17 protein-coding genes are annotated in these 17214 nt (G+C 71.9%); 2 read left to right on the top strand and 15 right to left on the bottom strand.

The features are described 5' to 3' along the window. Window positions 1–95 precede the first annotated feature (95 nt). The 4 genes from ACFUPX_RS42040 to ACFUPX_RS42025 form a co-directional block, all read right to left on the bottom strand. Window positions 96–569, bottom strand: coding sequence for a hypothetical protein (locus ACFUPX_RS42040; RefSeq protein WP_383334647.1), 474 nt, complete (start codon window positions 567–569; stop codon window positions 96–98). Between the two features lie 66 nt (window positions 570–635). Further along, window positions 636–2414: a S8 family peptidase gene (locus tag ACFUPX_RS42035; RefSeq protein WP_383334645.1), complete on the bottom strand. Its 1779-nt coding sequence runs from the start codon at window positions 2412–2414 to the stop codon at window positions 636–638. Window positions 2415–2681: 267 nt separating this feature from the next. Then, on the bottom strand, window positions 2682–3704 hold the full coding sequence (locus tag ACFUPX_RS42030; protein WP_383334643.1) for a PAC2 family protein: 1023 nt from the start codon (window positions 3702–3704) through the stop codon (window positions 2682–2684). A gap of 140 nt (window positions 3705–3844) precedes the next feature. Further along, window positions 3845–4516 carry a FadR/GntR family transcriptional regulator gene (locus tag ACFUPX_RS42025; RefSeq protein WP_360772316.1) on the bottom strand — a complete coding sequence of 224 codons (672 nt, stop codon included), beginning with the start codon at window positions 4514–4516 and terminating at the stop codon, window positions 3845–3847. 202 nt (window positions 4517–4718) lie between these two features. Here ACFUPX_RS42025 and ACFUPX_RS42020 point away from each other — a divergent pair, with 202 nt between their 5' ends. Next, window positions 4719–5261 (top strand): MarR family winged helix-turn-helix transcriptional regulator, encoded by a 543-nt coding sequence (locus ACFUPX_RS42020; RefSeq protein ID WP_383334641.1) that lies wholly within the window; start codon window positions 4719–4721, stop codon window positions 5259–5261. On the opposite strand, the gene ACFUPX_RS42015 is transcribed toward ACFUPX_RS42020, so the two are convergent. From ACFUPX_RS42015 to ACFUPX_RS41965, 11 genes are read right to left on the bottom strand one after another with little or no spacing between them, the layout of a single operon-like run. Then, entirely contained in the window at window positions 5243–6271 is a 1029-nt protein-coding gene (locus ACFUPX_RS42015) for a Rieske 2Fe-2S domain-containing protein (protein WP_383334639.1), read from the bottom strand. The genes ACFUPX_RS42020 and ACFUPX_RS42015 overlap by 19 nt on opposite strands. 5 nt (window positions 6272–6276) lie before the next feature. Then, window positions 6277–6501 (bottom strand): recombinase-like helix-turn-helix domain-containing protein, encoded by a 225-nt coding sequence (locus ACFUPX_RS42010; protein WP_383334637.1) that lies wholly within the window; start codon window positions 6499–6501, stop codon window positions 6277–6279. 48 nt (window positions 6502–6549) lie between these two features. Beyond that, the gene (locus ACFUPX_RS42005; RefSeq protein ID WP_383334635.1) at window positions 6550–7491 is read right to left on the bottom strand and encodes a PDR/VanB family oxidoreductase; all 942 of its coding nucleotides are present in this window, start codon (window positions 7489–7491) and stop codon (window positions 6550–6552) included. A gap of 16 nt (window positions 7492–7507) precedes the next feature. Further along, window positions 7508–9163, bottom strand: a complete 1656-nt coding sequence (locus tag ACFUPX_RS42000; protein WP_383334633.1) for a thiamine pyrophosphate-binding protein — start codon at window positions 9161–9163, stop codon at window positions 7508–7510. A 12-nt stretch (window positions 9164–9175) separates the two neighbouring features. Then, window positions 9176–9961: an SDR family oxidoreductase gene (locus ACFUPX_RS41995; RefSeq protein ID WP_383334631.1), complete on the bottom strand. Its 786-nt coding sequence runs from the start codon at window positions 9959–9961 to the stop codon at window positions 9176–9178. Between the two features lie 19 nt (window positions 9962–9980). Beyond that, window positions 9981–10730 (bottom strand): SDR family oxidoreductase, encoded by a 750-nt coding sequence (locus ACFUPX_RS41990; RefSeq protein WP_383334649.1) that lies wholly within the window; start codon window positions 10728–10730, stop codon window positions 9981–9983. 1 nt (window position 10731) lies between these two features. Continuing rightward, complete coding sequence (locus ACFUPX_RS41985) at window positions 10732–11253, bottom strand: cupin domain-containing protein (protein ID WP_383334629.1); 522 nt, start codon at window positions 11251–11253, stop codon at window positions 10732–10734. 54 nt (window positions 11254–11307) lie between these two features. After that, the gene (locus tag ACFUPX_RS41980) at window positions 11308–12105 is read right to left on the bottom strand and encodes an alpha/beta fold hydrolase (protein WP_383334627.1); all 798 of its coding nucleotides are present in this window, start codon (window positions 12103–12105) and stop codon (window positions 11308–11310) included. After that, window positions 12102–12899, bottom strand: a complete 798-nt coding sequence (locus ACFUPX_RS41975; protein ID WP_383334625.1) for an aspartate dehydrogenase domain-containing protein — start codon at window positions 12897–12899, stop codon at window positions 12102–12104. The genes ACFUPX_RS41980 and ACFUPX_RS41975 overlap by 4 nt, the downstream gene beginning before the upstream one ends. Beyond that, complete coding sequence (locus tag ACFUPX_RS41970) at window positions 12896–13849, bottom strand: VOC family protein (RefSeq protein ID WP_383334623.1); 954 nt, start codon at window positions 13847–13849, stop codon at window positions 12896–12898. Before ACFUPX_RS41970 ends, ACFUPX_RS41975 begins: the two co-directional genes overlap by 4 nt. Before the next feature lie 23 nt (window positions 13850–13872). Next, the gene (locus tag ACFUPX_RS41965) at window positions 13873–15360 is read right to left on the bottom strand and encodes an aldehyde dehydrogenase family protein (RefSeq protein WP_383334621.1); all 1488 of its coding nucleotides are present in this window, start codon (window positions 15358–15360) and stop codon (window positions 13873–13875) included. Between the two features lie 376 nt (window positions 15361–15736). On the opposite strand from ACFUPX_RS41965, the gene ACFUPX_RS41960 reads away from it, so the two are divergent. Then, window positions 15737–17122, top strand: coding sequence for an MFS transporter (locus ACFUPX_RS41960; RefSeq protein WP_383334619.1), 1386 nt, complete (start codon window positions 15737–15739; stop codon window positions 17120–17122). Window positions 17123–17214: the final 92 nt, after the last annotated feature.

The raw sequence follows: 17214 nt of genomic DNA, 5'->3' as shown, positions 1-17214 counted from the left end.
CCGATTTCCTTCGTCGGCAGCGTGAGTTGGGTAGTCGACCCTGGAACGCGGGCTCCGTCCTGCCCCCGGCGCCGCCGTCGGTCACCAGCCGTACGTCACTTCGTCGTGATCACGATGGCCACGAGGTAGGACGGGTTGGTGCTGTCGAAGTAGCCGATCACCTGCTGGCCGTGGGCGAAGGCCTCCTGGACCGCGTTGCGGGTCTGCTGGGTCGGGTTGATGAACGCCTTCCAGGCGCTGTCGATCATCAGGTAGAGGACGGAGGACTGGCCCGGCAGAGGCTGGACGACGTCCCAGAACGACGTGGCGATGCCCGACGAGACCGCCTGGGTGGAGATCTCCGGGGCTTGCGCCTGCGGGACGCTCTCCTGGCCGAGCTGCTGGATCAGCTGCTGGTAGGGCTGCTGCTGGCCGAGCTGCTGGAGCTGCTGCTGGAGGTGCGGCGGTTGCTGCGCTTGTTGCGGCTGTTGTGCTTGTTGCGGCTGCTGCGGCTGTTGCGGCGGCGAGGTGCTCGGGCTCTGTTGGCGGCCTTGCTGCTGCATGGGATGCATGTGCGGGGTGGTGCTCATGTGGTGCCACCTTCCCTCGGTCTTCCCTCGGTCGTTCCTCGGTCTCTCCTTGACGTACGTGCTGCTTCAGCCCGCGACGACCAGGCCGACGACCTCGTCGTCCGAGAACCAGACGCGTACGTCGGGGTGCCCGCCCGCGAACGCCTCGCGCACCGCCTGGCGGATGTCGGGGGACGGGTCGTTCAGGTTGCGCCACTCCCCGGCGACGAACAGCCGCAGGCGCGGCGGGAGTTCGGGGGGATAGGGGAGCAGCTCGTCCCAGTAGCGCTCGGCCCGGCCCGAGCCGACCGCCGACGGCAGCAGGTTGGTGACCGCCGACTTGATGTCGGGGCGGTTGCCGATGCGCTGCGAGGCCGGGCGGCCCGGCGCGTCCTGCTGCGGCGAGCCCGTGGAGCGCAGCACCGTCCGTGCGCGGGCGGGCGTCATCAGCTGCTGCCCCGCCGCCTTCAGCATGCCCTGGAGGCAGGCCAGGGCGCCGACGACGACCGGCGACGCGGACGAGGTGCCGGAGAACGTGTCCGTGTACCAGGCGATCTCGTCGGGGCCGCCCTGCAGATCGCCCGGCTGGTTCCAGGAGCCGCCGGTCGTGGTGGTCTCGCGGCCCCAGCCCTGCGCGTCGAGGCGGGCGCCGTAGTTGGAGAAGGCCAGGCGCGAGCGGTCCGGGCCGTGGTCGCGGCCGTGGGTGCCGGGCGGCGGTGCGCCCGCGCCGACCAGGACGGCGCCGGACGGCCGGTTGGAAGGGTTGAAGGGGTTGCGCCACGACGGGGGGAACTCGTCGGGCCTGCGCTCGTACACGGCGTCGTCCAGGGACTCCGCCCCGTTGCCCGCGGCGCCGACGACGATGACGCCCTTCGCGCCGGCGTACCGGATCGCCGCGTAGTCGTCGGGCCACCACTCCAGGGCGATGTAGCCCCGCTGGTCGTCGCGCGGCGCGAAGTCGAACCGCGGGCCTGGGCGGTGCAGTTCGATCAGGATGATGTCACCGGGGCCGAGCCGCTGCGCCGCCGCGTGGATCGTGGCCGCGGTGCCCAGGGGCTGGAAGGAGGCGGCGGCGGTCATGGCCTCGGGCACGATGCCGGAGATGCCCACGTAGTTGCGGTCGCCGCCGATCACGCCGATCACCGCGGTGCCGTGGTTGCGCCAGGCCACGTCCTGAATCGGCGTGCCGATGACCACGCCCGCGAGCTTGCCCGTCAGGTCCTCGTGGCCCAGCTGCCAGGCGCCCTCGATGTCGATCACCGTGACGCCCTCGCCCGAGCCGCCGAGCCGCTGCCACGCCCACTGGGCGTCGACGCCTTCGGGCGCGGGGCGCAGATAGCCCTGGCGGCCGGTGAAGTCGGGGGTGACGGGTGCGCCCTCCTTGCGGCGCCCGGATTCGCCCAGGTCGGGCGCCCCGGGGCGGTCCGTCGAGCCGAGCGACGCAGGGACCGCGCCCGGCTTGACGTACGCCGTGTCGATCCCCGGCAGCGCCGCTATCCGCGAGCGCAGCTCCTGCGCCCTGCCCTCGCCGCCGCGCACGCGGTAGAAGAGTGCCAGATCCGGTACGTCGTTGCCGTTGCCGTCACCGCCATCCGTTCCGACGTGCCGCCGGTCCGTGGAGTGAAGGCGCTCCTCGTTGCCGAACAACGGCTCCAGGGCGAGCTGTTCATCGCCGAGGAACATGTTCAGGGCCGACACGTCGGAGCCCGCCGCCGAGCGGACGCCCTCGGCCCGGGCGCGCAGCCGGGCCTCGGGCCGTGCGACGACGATCAGCTCCTGCTCGGACGCGCGGTAGGTGAATCCCGCCCCGTCGGGTCCGGGGCCACTGGCTCCCGGGCCGCCTGCCGGCTCTACCTGGTCGGTCATCGCTTCACCGCCCCCTTCGGGCATTGGGCCTTCCCGCACCCTGCTCCCGCCGCACGCGGTAGTCCACCCCCTTTGCCCCAACTCCGTTTGAAATCAAGGCGTTCGGGGAATCCCGGGCACTTCGTCCGGAAGTCGATGCCACGCCTCGATCCGGCCATGCTCACGGCGCTCGCGGGCAATGGCTCGCGGGCAATGAAGCGGGGCGGCACCCTTGCGGATGCCGCCCCATGCTCAGCTTCGTACGCGTCTACGAAACGGTCGTTCCGGTCATTCCTCGGAGGAATCAGCCGGTCCGGTTTCGCCGCTGCTCTCGTCGTCCGTCTCCGCGTCCGGGGCCTCCGCACGCGGCTGCGGCTTCGGCGGCCGGGTGCGCTCGCCGGGGCCGTCGCGCAGGTACGAGGCCGCGTCCCCGCCCTCCGTGGCATGGCCGCCGGGCTGCGGCGGACCGCCGCCGTCGCGCCGCCGCAGATAGCGCTCGAACTCCCTGGCGATCGCCTCACCGGTCGCCTCGGGCAGCTCGGCCGTGTCCCGGGCCTCCTCGAGCGACTGGACGTATTCGGCGACCTCGCTGTCCTCGGCCGCGAGCTGGTCCACGCCCACCTGCCAGGCCCGCGCGTCCTCGGCGAGGTCGCCGAGGGGGATCCGCAGGCCGATGAGGTCTTCGAGACGGTTCAGGAGCGCGAGCGTGGCCTTCGGGTTCGGCGGCTGCGAGACGTAGTGCGGGACGGCCGCCCAGAGGCTGACCGCCGGGACGCCCGCGTGCGTGCACGCCTCCTGGAGGATGCCGACGATGCCCGTCGGGCCTTCGTACTTCGTCTCCTCCAGGTCCATGGTGCGGGCCAGGTCCGCGTCGGACGTGACGCCGCTGACCGGCACGGGGCGGGTGTGCGGGGTGTCGCCGAGCAGCGCGCCCAGGATCACCACGAGCTCCACGCCCAGTTCGTGGGCGAAGCCCAGGATCTCGTTGCAGAACGAGCGCCAGCGCATCGACGGCTCGATCCCGCGGACCAGCACGAGGTCACGGGGCTTGTCGCCGCCCACGCGGACCACCGAGAGCCGGGTCGTCGGCCAGGTGATCTTGCGGACGCCGCCTTCCAGGAAGACCGTGGGGCGGTTGACCTGGAAGTCGTAGTAGTCCTCGGCGTCCAGCGCCGCGAAGACCTCGCCCTTCCACTCCTTGTCCAGATGCGCGACCGCGGTGGAGGCGGCGTCGCCGGCGTCGTTCCAGCCCTCGAACGCGGCCACCATGACCGGGTCGACCAGCTCGGGAACTCCCTCGAGCTCGATCACCCAGGCCTCCTTCCGATGTCCTTTACGTACGCCCCAACCTTACGGCGTCCGGCGGGGCCCTCCGCAGCCCCCTCGCGCGGGCTCCGATGACCGGATCACTGCCCCGTGAGAGGCCCGCGCACTCCCTCGGCGGCCCTGCTTCACAGCGTCGAGCGCAGCCACTGCTCCACGCTCGCGATGTGCACCGTCGCCCACGACCTCGCCGCCTCGGCGTCGCGGTCGCGCAGCGCGGTGAGGATCGCGCGGTGCTCGTGCAGGGTGCGGCTGACGGCGTCCTCCTGGGTGAGGCCGCGCCAGATGCGGGCCCGGGTGGTGGGCCCGGAGAGGCCGTCGAGGAGCGAGCAGAGCACCGAGTTGCCGGACGACTGCACGATGCCGCGGTGGAACTCCAGGTCGCAGGCGACCAGTTCCTCCACCGACGGCGCCGCCCCCAGGGCGTCCAACTGTGAGGTCAGCACGTCGAGTTCGGCCTCGGTGATGTGGGCGCTCGCCATCGCCGTGGCGGCCGGCTCCAGGATGCGGCGTACGGCGAGGAACTCCAGGACCGTGTCGTCGCGGTGGAAGTCGACGACGAAACTCAGGGCTTCGAGCAGCAGCTGCGGGTCCAGGCTCGTGACGTACGTACCGTCGCCCTGGCGTACGTCGAGAATGCGGATCAGCGAGAGGGCGCGCACCGCCTCGCGCAGTGAGTTCCGCGAAAGGCCCAGGTCAGCGGCGAGTTCACTCTCTTTGGGCAGCCGGTCGCCGGGGCGCAGCGCACCGGAGACGATCATGCCCTTGATCTTTTCGATGGCTTCGTCGGTGACAGCCATGGGGACCTCGCCTCACAAGACAGAAGACATCCGATGTATCGGACGATTATGGCGTGTCCTGGGGCTGTCGCGCACGGGGGTCCGCCGAATATCCCCCGCGGCGGTCACGGGGGAGCGCCGTGGGGAGCGTACTTCTCTCAGGGCTAAGATTTCCCTACTGACCGAACTGACCGCGGGACGGGCGAGAGGGAGGCTACGGCACATGGCCGGGAAGAAGTCGGCGGGGGCCCAGCGGGACGCGGTCGCATCGATCATCGAGGACTGGGCGCGAGAACGGCCGGAACTCGACACCGCGCCCCTGGAGGTCCTCGCGCGGCTGCACCGGACCTTCCTGCGCTACAACACCCGGCTCACCACGGCGATCGAGCGGCACGGCCTCGCGGTCGCCGGCTTCGACGTGCTGACCGCGCTGCGCAGGGCCGGGGCGCCCTACCGGCTCACGGCGGGCCAGCTCGCCGACTCCGGTCTCGTCTCGTCGGCCGGGGTGACGCTGCGCATCGACCGGCTGGAGAAGGACGGTCTGATCGTGCGCGAGCGCGACGCGGAGGACCGCCGCGTCGTCTACTCACGGCTCACCGATACGGGCCTCGCCAAGATCGATGAGGTGTTCGCCGAGCACCTCGACAACGAACGCCGGATGCTCGGCGGGCTCACCCCGGCCGAATGCCGCCAACTGGCCCGCCTGATGTCCAAGCTGGAGCGGTCGATCACCGAATCGGACGAGCCTCACGAAGCCGAGGCCTGAGCCTCAGCCTCCGCGCGGTACATCCGGCGCAGCCGGACCACGCCCAGGTCGTGCTGGTAGAGGTTCTCGCGCTGGTCGGCGTCGGCGGGCATCGCCTCCAGCATCACGCGGTCCTGTTCGAGGACTTGCCAGTGGCGCTCCTCGATGAGCGTCTTGTAGAGGAAGCGCCAGGTGTCGCGCTGCCAGCCCTGGACACGGCGGTAGCGCCAGAAGAAGACGCCGGTGCGGTTCTCGTCGACCGGGCAGACCATGCCGACGATGCCGAACGGGCCGCCGGGCCCTGCCGACGGCGGGTACGGAATGGTCAGGTCCACCCAGTCCACGCCGGTGCGGCACAGCTCGACCCAGTCGAAGTTCACGCCTCGCTGGTCGGTCTTCTCGAAGAAGTAGCCGCGGTCCGTCTCCCGGATGCGGAACTTGGCGGTGGTGTCGCCGTCGTACATCGTGTGCGAGTCGTGGTGCAGGAACGCGCCGTGCATCGGGTCGAGGAGGTTCTCCACCGCGAACCGCCAGGGGCCGTTCCACTCCGCGTAGCAGAGGATCGCGTCGACGTCGGGGTCGGTGAGCGGCTCGGGCAGCGTCAGTTCGGCCGGTTCGGGGTGCTTCTCGTCGCCGAAGTACGCGAGGACCGCGCCGCCGATCTCCCGCACGGGCAGCGACGTGACGAGTTTCTTGCCCTCCAGATTGCAGCCGGGCAGGCCCGGTACGGAGGAGACGGTGCCGTCGGTCTCCACCTCCACGCCGTGGTACCAGCAGGCCACCCGGTCGCCCAGGTGTTTGCCCAGCGAGAGGGGCGCCCCGCGGTGCGGGCAGCGGTCGGCGAGCATCGACAGGGCGCCGTCCGAGCGGCGGAAGAGCAGCCACTGCTCGCCGAGCGCGGTGACCTTGCGCATGGCGCCGGGGGCGACGAAGTCCGAGGGGACGACGGGGTGCCACTGGTTGCGCAGACCCGTGGCGTAGATGTGGTCGGCGGAAGCGGTGAGGCCGGCGCGGAGGGTAGGGGTGGTCATCGGGGTCACGCTCCCAGTCGGTTCATCTCGGCACGGAAGGACTCTTCGGTCCAGGCGGCGCCGTCGGGCGCGTGGACCTGACGGCTGTTCAAGCCGCGTACGACATCGGCGAGTTCATGGCCGTCCTTGGTGAAGACCTCTTCGAGGGTGGCCGCGAGCTTGTACTCGTAGGGGGTCGGCTCGTGCGTACGGGACTGGTGGATGTCCAGGTAGGGCCAGGTGGCGGTCACTGTTGCCTCCGGTGGGAAATCACGGATCGGAAATCACGGATCGGGGAATCACAGATCGAGGACGAGGCGGCCCGACGCGCAGCGCGAGACGCAGATCATCATCGAGGTGTTGGCGGCGTGCTCGGCCTCGCTGAGCAGGAAGTCGCGGTGGTCGGGCGTGCCGTCGAGCACGCGGGTCTCGCAGCTGCCGCAGATGCCTTCCTGGCAGGAGCTGCTGACGCTCAGACCGGCGGCCTCCGCGGCCCGCAGGATGGACGTGTCGGGGCCCACGGTGAGGGTGCGGCCGGACGAGCGGCACTCCACTTCGAACGCGGAGTCGTCCCCGGCCCGCTCCACGACGGGCGCGGAGAACCGCTCCAGGCGCAGCCGGTCCGCGGGGCAGAGGGCTTCCACGGCCGCGAGCAGCGGCTCGGGGCCGCAGCAGTACACGAGCGCGTCGTCGGGCAGCCCTTCGAGGGCCGCGGCGAGATCGATGTGCCCGTGCTCGTCCTGCGGCACGACGCTCAAGTCGCCGTCCAGTGCGGCGAGTTCCTCGGTGAAGGCCATCGATCCCCGAGTGCGTCCGCCGTACACCATGCGCCAGTCGGCTCCGGCCCGTGCGGCCTCGCGGGCCATGGCGAGGAGCGGGGTGACGCCGATGCCGCCCGCGATGAAGAGGTAGCCGGGTGCGTCCTCGAGCGCGAAGTGGTTGCGCGGCTCGGAGGCGGTGACCGGCTGGCCGGGCCGCAGCTTGGTGTGCACGTACCGTGAACCGCCGCGCGAGGACGCCTCGTCGAGGACGCCGATGCGGTACGAGGACACGTCGCGCGGGTCGCCGCACAGGCTGTACTGGCGTACGTGGCCGCCCGTATGGAGGTCGAGGTGCGCGCCGGGGGCCCAGGCGGGCAGCGGCTTGCCGTCCGGGTGGGCGAGCTCGACGGAGAGGACTCCGTCCGCCTCCCAGGTCATACGGCGTACCAGCAGGGTGAGTTCGCTCGCGTTCTCGCTCATGTGGGGTCGGTCCTCCTCACTGGCCGGGGATCTTGACGGGTGGGGTGAACGGGTTCTTCATCGGTCCCAGGCGGGCCAGGTCGACCTCGACGAGGGTCGGCCCGTCGGAGGCGACGGCATGGCTGATCACGGGCCGCGCGTCCTCCTCGGCGGCGATCCTGGCGTAGGGCAACCCGCAGGCCTGGGCCAGGAGTTCGAAGTCGGGAGTGGTGAGGTCCACGCCGGAGCGGCGCTCGCTGTGGCGGTCCTGCATGTTGCGCAGCACGCCGTAGCCGCCGTCGTTGAAGACGATCAGGGTCAGCCGGGGCCGCTCCTGGGCGAGCGTGAGGAGCTCGCCCAGGTGGACGGCGAGGCCGCCGTCCCCCGCGAGGACGACGGTGGGGGCGTCGGGCCGTGCCAGCGCGGCGCCGATGCCCATGCCGAGCCCCTGTCCGATGCCGCCGCCGCGCGGGAAGACGTTGTCGCGGGGGTCATACATGTCCAGGAGCCGGTTGCCCCAGCTGCTGGAGGGGATGGTCACGTCGCGGGCGACGACCGCCTCGCGGGGCAGCGCGGCACGGATGGCGTCGCAGATCGCCGCCTGGGGGCCGATGTTGTCGTGCAGCGTGGCGCGGACGTCGTCGCGGACGTCGGCGACCCGCCGCGTCCAGCTCTCGTCGGCCCGCCGGGCGTGCGGCAGCAGGGCGGCGAGCACGTCGGGAGCGTGCCCGTGCAGGGCGTGCGGCGCCGGGTACACCCGGCCCAGGGCGTCGGCGTCGATGTCGACCTGGATGTGCGCTCCGGGCAGCGCGAGCCCGTAGTCGGCGGTCTCGTTGGACCGGAAGTGCGTGCCGATGGTCAGGAGCAGATCCGCGTGGGCGAGGAGGGCGCGGGCGCCCGGGGTGGTGGCGAAGTTCCCGACGACCTGCGGATGATCCTCGGGCACGGAACCCCGCCCGGAGTTGGAGGTGAGGAGCCCCGCCCCGGTGGCGTGAAGCAGCTCGGCCAGCTCGGCACGGGCCCGGGTGGCTCCGCCGCCGGCCCAGATGAGGGGGCGTCGGGCGGCTGCCAGCAGGGCGCCCGCCGCCGCCAGCTCGCTCCGGGCGGGCTGCGGAGGCACCGGCGCGGGCGCCGCCGTGTCGGGCGTGTCCGTCTGGGCCGCGTACTGCAGGTCCACCGGCCACTCCACGCTCGCCGGGCCGCCCGGGTCCGACAGCGCCGCACGCGCCGCCTCGCGCAGGATCCGGCCCGCCATGTCGGTGGAGTGCACCGTCGCGGCGTACTTGGACACCGCGCCGAGCATGCCCAGTTGGTCCTTGGTCTCGTGGATGAAGCCGCGGCCGCTGCCCAGGAACTCGGTTTCCACCTGGCCCGTGACGTGCAGCACGGAGGTGCCCGCGCTCAGCGCCTCGATCAGGGAACCGGCCGCGTTGCCGGCGCCCGTGCCCGTCGAGGTGAGCGCGCAGCCCAGGGAGCCGCGCGCCCTGCCGTAGGCGTCGGCGGCGTTCACCGCGGTCGCCTCGTGGCGCACCGGCACGAAGCGCAGCTCCCGGTCGACCGCCTCGACCAGCGGCAGATTGTGCACGCTGACGATCCCGAAGACCGTGTCGATGCCCAGCTCCCGCAGGACGGCGACGAGGAGATCACCGCCGGTGGCGTAGCGCGTGGGCGGCGTGGATGGCGTGGGTGGCATGGGGTGTGCTCCTCAGAGGATGCCGCGGGCGACGCCGCCGCAGACGTCGATGCTGGTGCCTGTGATGTACGAGGCGCGGGGCGAGAGCAGCGCGACGATCGCGTACGCGACCTCCTCCGCGCGGCCGAGGCGCCCGAGCGCGATGCCGCGGTCCGCGGCGAGCTCCGCCTGCCAGTCCTCGTACGACAGACCCGGTTCCGCGGCAGCGTGGCGGCGGGTCCACTGACCGGTGTCGATCAGGCCCAGGCAGACCGAGTTGACCCGGATGCCCTCCGGGGCGAGCTCCGTGGCCAGGGACTTGGAGAGGTTGAGGATGCCCGCGCGGGCCGCGCTCGTGGTGATGAGGCGCGGCTCGGGCTGCTTGGCGAGGACCGCGTTGACGTTGACGACGCCGGCCGCGTCCGACGCCGCCAGGTGCGGGCGCGCCGCGTGCAGGGGGTTGAGTACCCCGGCGAACTTCAGCTCCAGCTCGTCGCGCCAGTCCTCGGCGGTCGAGTCGTCGAGGCCCTTCATGCGGGACTGCCCCGCATTGTTGACGAGCCCGTCGACCGAGCCGAAGGTGTCGGCCGCACGCGCGGTGAACTCCCGCACGGCGTCCGCGTCACGTACGTCGCACACGCCCGTGAGGAGACGGTCGCCGCCGCCGATGCGGGCTGCCGCCTTGGCCAGCCGGTCGGCGTCACGCCCGCAGGTCGCGACGTTCGCGCCCTCGTCGAGCAGGGCGCGGACCGTGGCCAGGCCGACGCCCGAGCTGCCGCCGGTGACCAGGACGGTCCGGTCGGAGAGGCCCAGATCCATAACTAGAGGCTCCGTTACGTCAGTTCATGGTGAAGCCGCCGTTCACGGCGACCACCTGTCCGGTCAGATAGCGGGACTCCTCGGAGAGGAGGAAGGAGACGAGCCCGACGAGATCGTCCGGCCGCTGCGGACGCGAGATCGCCCGGTTGCCCCGGTAGAGCTCGTGCCGCTCGGCGGGCACCGCCTCCGTGGCCTCGACCTCGGTGAGGCCCGGTGCCACGGCGTTCACGGTGACCCCCTTGTCGCCGAGCTCACGCGCCATCGCCCGGGTCAGCGCGATGACCGCGCCCTTGGATGCGATGTAGTGGGCCAGCCGCGGCGATCCGTAGAGGGCGGCGTCCGAGGCGATGTTGACGATCCGGCCGGGGGAGCGGAACAACGGGTGGAGGGCCTTGGCGACCAGCCACGGGCTGCGGGCGTTGACCGCCATCAGGCGGTCCCACACCTCGACGTCGATGTCCTGGAACTCCTTGCCGCCGACGCCGTCGGCGAGCGCGGCATTGTTGACCAGGCCGTACAGCGGCCCCAATTCGCTCACGGAAGCCGCCAGTTCGTCGACCGACGCCGGGTCCGCCACATCGCACCGTACGAAATGCGCGTCCAGGCCCCGCGCACACAGCTCGGCGGCGGCCTCCCCGCCCCGCACCGCGTCCACCTCCGCGACGACGACCCGGAAGCCGTCCTCGCCCGCCCGGCGGGCCATGGCAAGTCCCAGGCCACGGCCCGCGCCGGTGATGACGACGGTGCGGCCGTCAGCCGTGGGGGACACCTCAGTCACGGGTGACGCCGTGCATCGGCGAGTGCTCGGGGTACGTCGGCACCTGCGGCTTCTGGGTGCCGATGACCACGCAGAACAGCGCGTCGGTGTCGCCCTCGTTCTTCAGGGAGCGCGCCACGCCCGCCGGGACGACGATCATGTCGCGGTAGCCGAGCGTGCGGTACTCGGCCTCGTCGGAGCCCCGGTGGATGCCCACCTTGACCTGCCCCTCCAGGACGAAGAAGGCCTCCTCGACGTCGTGGTGGGTGTGCTCGGGGCCCTCGGCGCCGGGCGGGAGCAGCATGTTGGAGAAGGTGAAGCCGCCGGACGGCAGGATGCGGCTGTCGTTCTCGTGGTTGCCGGTCGCGCCGGAACCGACGTACCGGATCTGGCCGCGGCGGTACTGCGGGCCCGCCTTCTCCTGGAAGGACAGCGTGCTGAAGTCCGCGACACGGGACTCCTTGGTGGCGATCAGGGAGTCGGTGTACGTGCCGAGGTCGCCGCCGTTGTCGTACTCGGTGGTGGTCAGAGGCATGAGGAAGCTCCTGTTCAGGGATGTTCAGGGATGTTCGGGGATGTTCGGGGAGGGTCAGAGGTGCTCGGGGATACGGGCGGTGATGCGGAGGTGGGAGAGGACCCAGGCGTTGAACGCCCCGGGCCGCTCCTGGTTGGCCAGGTGACCGGCGTCCTTGACGATCACGTAGGCGGATTTGTGCAGGGCTCCGGCGATGGCCTGCGAGGCCTCGGCGCCGGTGACCTGGTCCTGCTCGCCGCAGAGGACGAGGGCGGGGGCGGTGACGGAGGGGATCTCGGGGCGCAGATCGGCGCCGGCCATGGACTCGGCGGCGTACGCGTATCCGGGCAGGCGCACGGACGCGGCCATGGTGTCGACGACCCGCCGGACGAGCTGAGCGGGCGCGTCCGGCGAGACGAGCCGGGGCCCGCGCCGCTCGGCGAACTCCCGCGGCCCGAGCTCCGCGAGCTCGGCGGCCCGCTGCCGCATGGCGTCGGCCTTGGCGGGGTCGGTTCCGGAGCCCGCGCTGGAGTCCGCGACGATCAGCGAGTCGACGAGCCCGGGGTGCCGGGCCGCGAGCCGAAGCGCGATCACCCCGCCCCACGAGACGCCGAGTACATGGGCGCTGGCGCCGCGCTCGCGGATGAGGGCGGCTGCCGCGTCCGCGAAGCCGTCCAGGTCCAACGGGCCTGCCGGATCAGCGGACTTGGCGTACCCGGGAGCGTCCCAGGCCACGACCCGCACGTACGCGGAAAGGTCGGCGAGCTGCGGCGCGAAGGCGGCGGACGAGGAGCCGATGCCGTGCAGACAGAGCAGGAGCGGGCCGTGCTCGCCCGCCTCCTCCACATGGACGGCCGAGGGGTGGACGCTCACAGGATCTGCCCCGTCCGCCCCGCGAGCGCGGCGAGGCTGCGCAGGACCGCGTACGGCACGACCTGGCTGGTCGCCGGGTTGCCCGGGTCCGGCAGATGCGCGACCTCGAAGCGGTACGTGCCGTGCGCGCCGGACGCCTCGACGACATGCCGCGTGTGGTGGGCGCCGGGGTCGGCGACGACCTGGACCCGCACGGCGTCCAGGTCGCCGACGGCCAGGGCGACCGAGGCCGCGACGTTCGTCGACTTGGGGAACTTCACCGGGACGTCCCGCGCGGTCCCGGACATGACCACGACCGGGCCGGTGGCCGTCCGCATCCGGGACAGCAACTCCGCGTCCATCCAGGGCTGTTCGAGGGTGGACGGCAGCTTCGTGGTGGTCAGCCGCACCTCGTCGAGCGGCCCGAGCGAACGCACCGCCTGCAGCAGATCGAGCCCGCCGACCGCGCCCCCGGTGAAGTACACCCGGCCGGGCCCTGCGGCCAGCAGCCGTTTGGACAGCTCCTCGTCGGTGAGCGCCCCGGTCGAGGCGATCAGCAGATCGGTCCCGGAGGCGAGCACCCGCTCGCCCCACTCCCGTACGACACCCTGGCCCGCCGCCTCCACGATGAGGTCGCAGCGCTCCATGGCCTCGTCGAAGGAGACCTGCGGGGCGGGTGCGCTCTCGCCGAGCGGACGGTTGTCCACGAGGCACGTCAACTCGGCGCCGGTGACGCGGTGTTCGGCGAGCGCGGCACCGACCACCCGGCCGATGGCGCCCCAGCCGACGATGCCGACCTTGCGTACGCGCGTCATGCCTGGACCTCCAGTGTGGTGCGGGGGGACAGCGGCCCCGGGTCGGGCGAGCCCGCCATGTGGCAGCGGATCTCCTTCGACGGCGGCCCCGCCGTCCCCCACAGGTCGGACAGCTCGGGCACCCGCCGCCAGACGCGGGCGATCCACGCGTCCTCGACGATCTGTGCGACCTCGGAGGTGTACTCGCAGACGAGCCCGGAGGGGTCGGTGAAGTAGGAGAAGGTGTTGTTGCCGGGGCCGTGGCGTCCGGGGCCCCACTGCGGGTCGATGCCGTGGTGCCTGAGCCGGCCCAGGCCCCGCATGAAGTGGTCGACCGAACTCATCTCGTACGCCACGTGGTTGAGCGAGGCCCACTGGGCCTGGTTGAAGGCGATGCAGTGGTGGTCGGCGTTGCAGCGCAGGAACGCCATCTGATGCTCGGACCAGTCGGAGACGCGCAGGCCGAGTACGTCGACGTAGAAGGCGACGGAGGCGTCGATGTCCGCCGTGTTGAGCACCGCGTGCGTGACGCCGACCGGCACGGCGCCGTCCTGGCCGCGCGGCGCGACCGCGTGGACCTCCGCGCTGATCTCGATCAGGCGGTGCTCGGGGTCGGTGAAGCGCAGGCCGTAGCCGCCGCCGACCTGGTCGAGCGGCCCCGGCCCGGAGACCGGAGTGATGCCGCGGGCGAGCAGCCTGCGCGCGGCCTCGTCGACCTCGGCGGGCGTGCCCACGGCGAAGGAGAGCTTGCCGAGGCCCGTGCGGTCGGCACGGGTGAGCTGGAGGGCGTGGTGCTCGGCGCCGGTGCCGCGCAGCCAGGCGGCCGTGCCGCGCTCGGACTCGACGCTCTCCAGGCCCCAGACCTCCTGGTAGAAGTCGGCGGCCTCGGTGAAGGAGGGCGTGAGGAGCTCGACGGAGCGCAGGGCGCGCAGCCGGGCGATCGGGGGCCGGGTGGTGGTGAGTGGGGACATGACCTGCTCCAGAGGTACGGGGTTCAGTTGGCCCAGGGGAGAGGCGCGTCGGTGACGCCCCAGTACAGGGACTTCTGGCGCTGATGGGCGCGGATGCCGTCGCGGCCCTTCTCGCGGCCGAGTCCGCTCTCCTTCATGCCGCCGAAGGGCGTGGCGATGCTGAACTGCTTGTAGGTGTTGATCCAGACGGTGCCCGCGTCGACGCGCCGCGCGATCCGCCAGGCGGCCCGGTGGTCGCGGGTCCAGATGCCGCAGGCGAGGCCGTAGACACTGGAGTTGGCCTGCCGTACGAGGTCGTCCTCGTCGTCGAAGGGCAGTGCGACCAGGACGGGCCCGAAGATCTCCTCCTGGCAGGTCCGCGAGGAGTTGGGCAGGCCGTCCAGGACGGTGGGCAGGTAGTACGCCCCGTCCCGGAACTGCTCGCCCTGCGGCACACCGCCGCCGCACAGCACCCGCGCGCCTTCCTCGCGCGCGAGATCGACGTACGAGGCGACGGAGTCCCGGTGCTTGTGATGTACGAGCGGCGCGACCTGGGTGTCGGACGCGGTACCGGGCCCGACGCGCAACTTCCCTACTCTCCGGACGAGTTCGCCCACGAAGTCCTCGTACAGCTCGCGGGCGACGAAGAGCCGTGACCCCGCGATGCAGGACTGTCCGCTGGAGGAGAAGATCCCGAACATCACGCCTGCCAGGGCCTGCTCGACGTCGGCGTCGGCGAGGACGACCGTCGGCGACTTGCCGCCCAGTTCGAGCGAGAGGGGCATCAGCTTCTCGGCGGCCGCGTGGGCGAGCGTGCGGCCGGTGCTCGTGCCGCCGGTGAAGGTGACCTTGCCGACGTGCGGATCGCGGACGATCGCGTCCCCGACGACGCTGCCGCGCCCGGTGAGGACGGACAGCAGAGCGGCGGGGAGCCCGAACTCGTCCAGGGCGCGCGTGATGAGACGGCCGAGCGCCAGCGAGACGAGCGGGGTCCACTCGGCGGGCTTGAGCAGCACCGCGTTCCCGGCGGCGAGGGCCGGGGCGAGCTTCTGGGCGTCGCTGGCGACGGGGGAGTTCCAGGGGTTGATCGCGCCGACGACCCCGATCGGCTCGTACACGCTCAGCGTCACGTAGTCGCCGCGCGAGGGCGTGATCGCCTCCTCGGCGGTCTCCAGGGCGGCGGCCGTGTAGCGGAAGGTGGCCGCCGCGCTGCCCACCAGGGCGCGGGTCTCGGTGAGCGCCTTGCCGGTGTCGGCGGTCTGCAGGGCGGCGAGGTCGTCCGCGGACTCCTCGATCAGCTCGGCGACGCGGTGCAGGAGCAGGGCGCGGCGGTGGGGCAGGAGATCGCGCCAGCGCGGGTCGGCGGCGGCCTGTGCCGCCCCCCGGGCCGCTTCGGCGACCTCGTCGGGGGAGACCGCGTGGACGGTGGCGATGACGCGGCCCGTCGCCGGGTCGACGCTGTCGGCCGGGGCGCCCGCGCCGCGTCGCCACTCGCCCGCGATGAGCGCTTCGTCGGCTGGGATGCGGGGCATGGGGGCCTCCTGGCGGAACGGGACGTGATCGAACGGAGCGTGGCCGCACGGAACTTGAAGGAAGGGTTCCGGGTGAACGCCGAGCGCTCTTCGGTAAGTGCTAGAAATCTAAGGGCTTAAATATCTGGAACGCAAGACCTACTCGTCGACGGTCTTGGAGGATTTCCCCTGCGGAGACTCTTGACGCGCTCCGGTGCCGGGACGGTACAACTTAAGCGCTTAGAAACTTTGCGCTTACTCGCTTCTTGGTCCGCGTTTCCCCAGACTCCGCGGCCGTCGCGTTCCGCCGCCCCGCTCGTCCCCGCCCCCGCTCGTCCCCGCCCCCGCTCGTCCCTGCCCCTGCTCATCCCCGCCCCCTCAGCAGCGGAGTTCCCGCATGACGATCGATGCTTCCCCGGACCGAGCGGTCCGGGCCGCCATAGCCGCCCGCTTCGAACGGCTCCCCCTGTGCCGCTGGCACGTCACCGTCCGGCTCATCGTGGGCGCGGTCACCTTCTTCGAGGCCTTCGACCAGCTCCTGATCGCCTACGCCCTGCCCGACCTGCGCCGGGAGTGGGACCTCAGCACGTCCGCCGCGACGCTGCTGCTCACCGTCGGCTCGATCGGCATGCTGATCGGGGCGCTGCTCTCCGGGCGGCTCGCGGACCGGATCGGCCGGGTGAAGGTCATCGCGCTGTGCATCGCGCTGTCCAGCGTCGCCAACCTGGCCCTGTCCGTTTCCACGTCGCCCGACGCGTTCATGGCCCTGCGCTTCGTCCAGGGCCTGGCGATCGGGGGTGAGGTGCCGGTGGCGGCGACCTTCATCGCCGAGATCACCCGCAGCCACCAGCGTGGCCGCTTCGTCCTCCTCTACGAGCTGGTGTTCCCGGCGGGGCTGACCGTGGGCGCGCTGGTCGCGGCCTGGGTGGTGCCGATCCTGGGCTGGCGCTGGATGTACGTGCTCGCGGCGGTGCCCGGCCTGCTCTGCATCCTCGTACAGCGCAAGGTTCCCGAGTCGCCGCGGTGGCTCGCGGACCACGGGAAGGCGCAGGAGGCGGCCGAGGTGATGTCCGGCATCGAGGCGGAGGTCGAGCGGATCACCGGAAAACCCTTGCCGCCGGTGTCCGAGGCGCTGCCCGTCCCCGTCGCGGCCCCCGGGGAGGAGGCTTCCGGCTTGCGCGGACTGTTCACCGGCCGCTATCGCCGCCGGACGCTGGTGATCGGGGTGCTCTGGTTCGCCGGGTACTTCGTCAACTACGGGATCACGTCCTGGCTCCCGACGATCTACCAGAACCGCTACGACCTCTCCCTCTCGGACGCGCTGCTCTACTCGACGGTCACGTCCTGCGCGGGTCTGCTCGGCTGTCTCGTGGCGGCGCTGACGGTGGACCGCCTCGGGCGGCGGAAGGTCATCGCCGGGTGTCTGGGTGGGGCGGCGCTGATGCTGGTGGCGCTCGCGGGGGTGGGCGCGGGGACGCCGGTGCAGGTCCTGGTGTGGACGTCACTCGCGGCCGTCTTCTTCTTCGGGTCCAACATCTGCCTGTACCTGTACACGCCGGAGCTCTTTCCCACGCGGATGCGGGCGTTGGGGAGCAGCGTGGGCGGGGCGATGAATCGGCTGGGTGTCATCCTCGGGCCGATCGTGGTGGGGGTCGTGTACGCGGGTGGGAATGTGTCGACGGTGTTCGTGATGCTGGGGGCTGTTGCGCTGGTAGGGGCTGTGGTGGCTGGCCTTGGGGCGGAGGAGACCGCGGGGCGGCGGTTGGAGGAGGTTTCGCCGTAAGGGGCGGCGCCTGCTAGGGCCCTGTGCGTGCCGTTATCACCGGCTTCACCGAGTTCGTCCTCAAACGCCGGCCGGGCTGGATATTCCAGCCC

The organism is Streptomyces sp. NPDC057302 (assembly GCF_042667685.1).
Taxonomy (GTDB): domain Bacteria; phylum Actinomycetota; class Actinomycetes; order Streptomycetales; family Streptomycetaceae; genus Streptomyces.
This window is presented reverse-complemented; position numbering and strand designations above follow the sequence as displayed.